This is a genomic window from Bradyrhizobium sp. (assembly GCF_049512235.1).
In the GTDB taxonomy this organism is placed as follows: Bacteria; Pseudomonadota; Alphaproteobacteria; order Rhizobiales; family Xanthobacteraceae; genus Bradyrhizobium.
In genome coordinates this window covers 1-7,019 of sequence record NZ_JBEKXH010000336.1, presented here as the reverse complement: position 1 = coordinate 7,019, position 7,019 = coordinate 1, and the positions used below count along the sequence as shown (strand labels likewise).

The window sequence follows — 7,019 nt, the reverse complement described above, 5'->3', positions numbered from 1 at the left end:
CTACATCCGAAACTCCGTGAAGGCCGTTGTCGATATGTACGACGGAAGTGTCCGCTTCTACGTCATGGATCCCAAAGACCCCGTCCTCGCCGCCTATAGGTTGGCGTTTCCCGGCGTATTCAATGACCTGAGTGCGATTTCGCCGGATCTCAAGAGGCACCTGCGCTATCCGGAGGATCTGTTCGGCGTCCAGGCTTATCAATACAGGACCTTCCACATGACGGATCCCCAGGTTTTCTACAACCGGGAGGACCTGTGGACGGCCCCGATGGAAAAGTACGCAGGCCAGGCGCAGCCCATGGATCCCTATTATATTCTGGCGAAACTTCCCGGGAGCCAGCAGCTTGAGTACCTCCTGATGACGCCCTTTACGCCGCAAAGCCGGGACAACATGATCTCCTGGATGGCCGCCAGGTCCGACTTTCCCGGATACGGCGAAATGCTGTTTTACGAGCTTCCGAAGGAAAAGCTCATCTACGGACCAAACCAGATCGAGGCGATGATCGATCAAAACACCACCATCTCCCAGCAGCTCACCCTCTGGAACCAACAGGGGTCGCGCGTCATTCGCGGCAAACAAATCGTGACACCGATCGAGAATTCGTTCCTCTACGTGGTGCCCTTGTACCTCAGAGCTGAAGGCGCGAACTTTCCTCAGCTGAAGCGCGTGATCGCCGTCGCCGGCGATAAGGTCGTCATGGAGCCCACGCTCGACGAGGCATTGAATGCGCTTTTCGGTACTCAGCCGGCCACCGCACAAAGGCCTGCAGCACAAACAATTGGCGCAGCGATCGGGACACCACCTCGTGCGTCGGATTCCGGCCCGGCGAGAGCACAATTTGAGGAGGCTCAAAAGGCGATGCAGCAGGGAGATTGGGACAAATTTGGCAAGGCCATGGAGGCCCTGAAGACTCTGCTAGCCAACCCGCCGCCAACGTAGCAATCCTCGCTGCCTGAAATGGCGACAGATGCCTGAAACCAATCCGTCGCGTAAGAACGGGCTCCGATGACCGATCGAGGCCCAACATCCCAGGCTTCAACGCTACTGGGTTCACAGGCGGGCCAATGCTCTTACCCTTTTGACAGCGCCGGTTGCTTTCCGCCGTCATTCAATTCGAACACCCGCGTGGTACCGCTGATGTAGTCGTAGGTCTTGCCTGCCACGCTCAACGCGATGGGGGCGACGTGCAGATCTTCCTCCCCGCAGACCGTCAGGGAAGTGTGCGTCAGTCGCAGATCAAGCGAGTGCCCTCGATAACGGATGCGCGACTCCAGGCACTCCATTTCCGGCGGCAGTTCGGGATTGAACAGCAAAACGTCTCCCTTTACCTCGATCCCCGTCGACACCCGCAGCACCTGGTCGACCGTGCCTGCCATGGCTCCGAGGTGGACCCCCTCGGCCGTGGTTCCGTGTTGGCTGTCACTCACGTCGCTTTGCAGCGCGTCGGCGAAGAACACCATCGAGCGTGGCCGGTCGGAACGCGCCAGCACCCAGGAATAGACCACACGGCAAAGTGTGGAGCCGTAAGACGTGCGCGCGACATAGTAGTTGACGTTATCCGGGATCGTGTCGTGGTTGATCGGATACCCCAGTCGCGCGAACAGCTCCCCGAGTTCGTCCGCGGAAAACAGATAGAACAACATGACGACATCGGCCTGTTTCGACAGCTTGTAGCGGTTGGGGCTATCCCCTTCCGCCTCCAGAATGAGGTCAAGGCGCTGGATATCGGTATATTTGCGGCGATACGCGGCCCAATCGAGCTCCGCTAGCGCGTCGTAGCCCTCAAACTGGCTGATGATGCCATCGTCGTGAAAGGGAATATACATCCTGCGGCCGATGTCCTTCCACCGTGCAATCTCGACCAACGATATGCCAAGCCGTGTCGTGAGTTCGGTGCGACGTGCCTTGGATATCCGGTCAAGCACTTCCAACGCCCGGCACAGCACCCACACCGCCATCACGTTGGTATAGGCGTTGTTGTTGAGGCCAGGCGTTGCTGCACCCGGATAGCCGTCGTGGAATTCATCGGGACCCATGACGCCACGAATCTCGTAGCGTCCCCGCTCGTTGTTGAGGGCTGTCATGCTGGACCAGAACAAGGCGATGTCGAGTATCAGCTCGGCGCCGTAGAACTGCAGAAACTCGATATCATGGGTGACCTGAAAATACTGCCAGACATTGTACGCGATCGCACTTCCGACGTGACGCTGAAGATACGAATTATCCGGCACCCAGCGCTGCGAGTGCGGATTCAGATTCAGCTTGTCGGTTTCTTCCTGGCCGTCGCTTCCGCTCTGCCAGGGAAACATCGCCCCGTTGTGTCCGGCCGTTCGGGCGGCAGCGCGCGCTTCATCGAGCCGCCGGTAGCGGTAGGCCAGAATGGCTCGGGTGATTTCGGGCAGGCGGTAGTTGAAGAACGGGAAGATGAACAGCTCATCCCAGAAAATGTGACCCTGGTAGGCCTCCCCGGTCCAACCCCGCGCGGGAATGCCGATATCAAGGTCGATCGAGTGCACCGAGACGGTTTGCAGAAGGTGAAACATGTTCAGTCGAAGCAGCATCGAGATATTTGGTCTGAAGCTGGGACCGTCGGGCTCAATGCGCACATCGAAGCGCCGCCACAAATCCTCCCAGACCAAGACGTGGCCCGCCTTGACCGCATCATACCGCCCGGCGCGCCGTGCGGCCTTGCGGGCCGCCAGGGAAGCCTCTGAAATGGCTTGATCGCGGGAGGTGTATAAGAAGGCGAGCTTCTCTACCACCAAGGACTCGCCCTGCTTGATGTCGACCGTCATATCCTGGCAGATGTAACCTGGTTCTTCGACGCCGCGGCGGCGAGGTTCGAGCACGCGCCCGTCGAGGAACATCTGCGTTCGTGCAACCTGCGCAACATGAATTTGCGACTGCGAGGTTCGCACCTGCAGGCCGACGCCGTCTTCGCCGACGATCTGGCCTGAGAGATGCTCCAGGTGCTTGTTGTTGAACTTGCGATAAAGCTTCGCCCCAGCATTGACGATCCGCCCGTCGATCGCCGAGCGGACCGTGACGGGTCCGGACCAGTTCTCGGCGGTCAGCGTCAATTCCACCGCGCCCAGATGCATGTCGGCCATCGAAACCAGGCGTTGTTCTCGCAACAGGGTTCGCCGCCCTTTCTGGTCCTCGAAGCGCACGGCGCTCAGCAGCAAGCCGCGTCGAAGATCAAGTTCCTGCCGGTATGACAAAATTGCAACGCGATTGAGATCGAACCAGCCCTCTTCAGCGACCCGGAAGCGCAGCGCGAGCCAGTTGGGGAAGTTGACCAGGTCCTCGTTCTCAATCGTGCGGCCGGCAATATCGGTTTGCAGCCGATTGTAACCACCGGCGAGATAGGTACCAGGGTAATGAACGCCATCCGCCTCGGCCCAGGCCGCGGCCGCGCGGGTTGCGAAATATCCATTTCCCAGGGTGCAAAGCGCTTCGCGGATTCCCTCTTGGGCCGGGTCGAACCCATCGAACACCAATGACCAAGCCGAAGCGTCCTCTGCCGCCAGCGGAAGCTGCGCTGCGGTCCTCACCACGATATCGGCGATGACGCCGCGGAAGCGGCGAGATGGTTCGGCTTTCCGCCAACGAACAAGATCATTGGCTCTCCGGCCTCGAGCGTTGCATTAAGTCGCCGTTCGGTCTGATCGATCCTGATTTTGATACGCCGACCACGCCACTGAACGCTGAAGGCAACACTGTTCCACCCGGTCGGAAGGTGAGGATCGATAGCGATGCCGTCGCTGCGTAACGAGAGTCCGGCAAAACCAAGCACCGACAGCATCCAGATTCCGCCCTGAGCCGCGATGTGAATGCCGCCGGCGGATCCTACCCGCTTGGCAGCAAGATCAATGGCCGCCGTCTGGCGGAAGAAGCGCAGCGCCGCTGCGGCATCGCCTAACCGGGCCGCAACGAGCCCATGCATGGCTGGACTCAAAGAGCTGCCATGGCCGCAGCGGGAGGAATAGTAGCGGAAGTTCTTCGCGGCCGAATCGCCCTCGAATTCCTCCGGCAGCAATCCCAAGAGCGCAACGACATCGGACTGTTTCACCACCTGGGAATTTTGCGTCCGCTCTCGCCCGAGCACCACGTCCATGGGCACGGACCGGCCTGCGTAATTGTTGAGGTCGATGTCTTCCAGGCCGAAATAGCCGCTGAACTGCTCGAACAGTCCGGTTTTAGGATCGAGCCCGGTCTTGATGGTCTGCGCGACGTTCCGCCATTGCTCCAGTTCGGTATCTTCAAGAGCGAGCTGGCCGGCGAGAACCCGCCAGCGCGCGGGCCAACGCTCGCGCAACAACGCGGCGGCATCCAGCGCGCGGCGGATGTTCCAGCGCGCCATGACGTTGGTATAGGCGTTGTCGTCGATGTTCTCGTGATACTCGTCGGGGCCTATCACGCCGCGGATGTGACATTGTCCGTCTGCCTCCAGCCCGGCGCGGCTGGCCCAGAAGCGGCCGGTTTCCAGTAGTATTTCGGCGCCGGCCTGGAGCAGGAAATCGTCGTCGCCTGTTGCCTGCCAGTATTGCCAGACGGCGTAGGCTATGTCGGCGCTGATGTGTTGCTCCTGCCTGCCGCACAACACGGCGATGACTTTGCGGTCGGGGCCGATCACCTGCTCCGGTGACATCTCCGCGCCGGTCGCCGCACTTTCCCAGGCATAGAGCGCGCCACGCCACCCCATGGCCGCCGCTTTCGCCCGCGCTCCGCCGAGCGTGTGAAAGCGATACATCAGGAGTGTCCGGGCCGCTCCGGGCCAGGTCAGACTATAGAATGGCAGCAGGAATATCTCGGTGTCCCAGAATACGTGGCCATGGTAGTCGTCGCCGGTGAGCGCCCTGGCGCCGATCGAGACCTGCTCATCGGCCGGATTGGCTGCGCCGTTCAGGTGGTAAACGGCGAACCTGAGGGCATGCTGTGCATCATCGTCGCCTGCGATTGTTACGTCGCTGCATAGCCAGCGACTTGTCCATGCCGCCTCGTGCGCACTGACGACGCCGCGCCACCCGGCCCGTTGCGCCAGACCGAGCTTGTCTCGAGCCGTCGGCCCCGGATCCAGTTCCAGCGCATCCGTCCGCACGATGGCAACGAAACGTTCGAAACTCGCGAGTTGCCCGGGGCGGGTCTTCCAACGCCAGGACCATTTCAGTGGGCCGAGCGCGATGGGTTGAACGATCTTACCGTCGATCTGGAGCGATGTCAGAGTGGCCAGCGCGAGGCGTTTCCCCGAGTACCGGGTGTGCCACAGGCCGAGAGTCTGATCGAGCCGGTCGGTCGCGAGCCCAAGCTCCATTCCCTCGGCCGAGGCCTCGAAGGTGATATCGACCTCGCCGTGTTCGACTTCCAACTGGATCAGTTGCAGGCCGATAGCTCGCTCGCTCATCGAAGCGAGACGCAGCGTTCGGACAAAGAGGCCTATCTCGCGGGTGGGCAAATGGTGGCTTTCGCTGAGCACAGAGCCCCGCCTCATGTCGAGTGTCATCCGGTGCAGCGGCACATCTCCGGGGTGACCCACCAGAGGGCCGCCCGGTAGCGCGATCTGGATACCTAGCCAGTCGACGGCCGGGACGAGTGCCTGCGCCGCCTGCTTGACGTCAGGACTATCAAATAGCCCCGCCACATAGGTTCGTGCTGGAACTACCCACCGCTCGCCTCTCGTTGTCGAGCGCGCGCCCCTGACACCCAGGAAACCGTTGCTGATCGCGAAGCGCGACTCGACGCTGCTTTCCATCATCGGCTCGAAGCCATTCACGGCGAAGATCCACGCCGGATCTTCGGTCCCAGCAAGCATGTCTGCCATCGTCTTAAGGGCGGTCATGCCGGCCGCCTGCAGAGGCGACCCTCGGCCAGTTCGTCGAGCGCGATGTCATCAAGACTAGTCACGACGACTTTCGCTCCCGCTGTTCGCAAGCCGGCGGCGTCGTCCTTGCGGGCCACGCCGAGCCCCGCCATGTGGCCGGCGCAGGCGGCCTCGATCCCGGCCGGAGCGTCCTCGGCGACGAAACAGTGTGAAGGATCGACGTGCAGTTCCGAAGCCGCCAGCAGGAAAATCGCCGGATCCGGCTTGCCCCGCGGCAGGTCGCGCCCGCAGACATTGGCGCTGAAAATGTCTAACAGGCTTTGCCCGGAGTCGATGCGGATCGAGCGCATCATTCCATTTGCATTCTTGGAAGACGATGCCACAGCCATCGGCCAGCCCAGGTCCGCCACCGCTTGAACGAAACGAAGCGCGTCCGGGAAGGCCTTGACAGCTCCTTCTGCGATCAACTCCTCCAGCCGCTTCTGCTTGCGCACGGCATAAGCGGCCGCCCGCCCCGCGGCGTCGGGCACGCCCAGCGCATCGAGGGCCGCGCGGGCGCCGCTGAGGCGCGGTTTGCCAGCCACATCGGCCTGGTACATGGCGGTCGTGAAACGCTCAGGATCTCCGAACCCGCGCAGTGCCTCGCGCCAGGCACGTTCATGCGGCGAGGCTAGCAGAACGCCATCAACGTCAAAGATTGCCGCTTTTAGCGTCCCGACTTGAACAGATCGTGATGCCAGTAGCTCGCTGGTTGTCATGTCGCTGCCCTTAGCTCTGCTTTTACCGAATACGCCCTATGCCGCTGCTCCGGCCAGCACGGTGCGCCGCCCGGCTCGCCGGATGTAAACTAGTTCGTGCGAATTCGTTGAGGCAGGTTCGGAAACTACTCAGGCGCGTTGCCGCAGGGCTTGCTCGGCTGCCGTCTGAAGCCATGATGACAATTGGGACTGCCCAGAAGCCGCGAACCGTTAACAATGTCCCGACGCGGCCTTCATTCCGCTCGCTCACGCGTCTGACCTGACGGATGATGAATGAAGCGCGATGATCAGATCTGAGTAGTCTCCGCCTCTACGCGGACTGTTGCCGCGGCTTTACCAATCGGTCATGAAATGCCACTCAGCATCCATCGAGGCCGCCAGCGAATCGGTGGAAAGCGCCACGGGTCAAGCGCCTTTTGCTGGGATCGGCCGGCAGCTT

General features: G+C 61.3%; 4 protein-coding genes. 1 reads left to right on the top strand and 3 read right to left on the bottom strand.

Annotated elements, in window-relative coordinates; translation table 11 throughout:
- Window positions 1-940: UPF0182 family protein (locus ABSG20_RS25340; protein ID WP_423867233.1), on the top strand; the 940-nt coding region annotated here is incomplete at its 5' end.
- A gap of 131 nt (window positions 941-1,071) precedes the next feature.
- Here ABSG20_RS25340 and ABSG20_RS25335 read toward each other — a convergent pair.
- From ABSG20_RS25335 to ABSG20_RS25325, 3 genes are read right to left on the bottom strand one after another with little or no spacing between them, the layout of a single operon-like run.
- Window positions 1,072-3,498 carry a glycoside hydrolase family 65 protein gene (locus ABSG20_RS25335; RefSeq protein ID WP_423867234.1) on the bottom strand — a complete coding sequence of 809 codons (2,427 nt, stop codon included), beginning with the start codon at window positions 3,496-3,498 and terminating at the stop codon, window positions 1,072-1,074.
- 53 nt (window positions 3,499-3,551) lie between these two features.
- On the bottom strand, window positions 3,552-5,840 hold the full coding sequence (locus ABSG20_RS25330) for a glycosyl hydrolase family 65 domain-containing protein (protein WP_423867232.1): 2,289 nt from the start codon (window positions 5,838-5,840) through the stop codon (window positions 3,552-3,554).
- Window positions 5,837-6,580 carry an HAD family hydrolase gene (locus ABSG20_RS25325; RefSeq protein WP_423867231.1) on the bottom strand — a complete coding sequence of 248 codons (744 nt, stop codon included), beginning with the start codon at window positions 6,578-6,580 and terminating at the stop codon, window positions 5,837-5,839. Before ABSG20_RS25325 ends, ABSG20_RS25330 begins: the two co-directional genes overlap by 4 nt.
- Window positions 6,581-7,019: the final 439 nt, after the last annotated feature.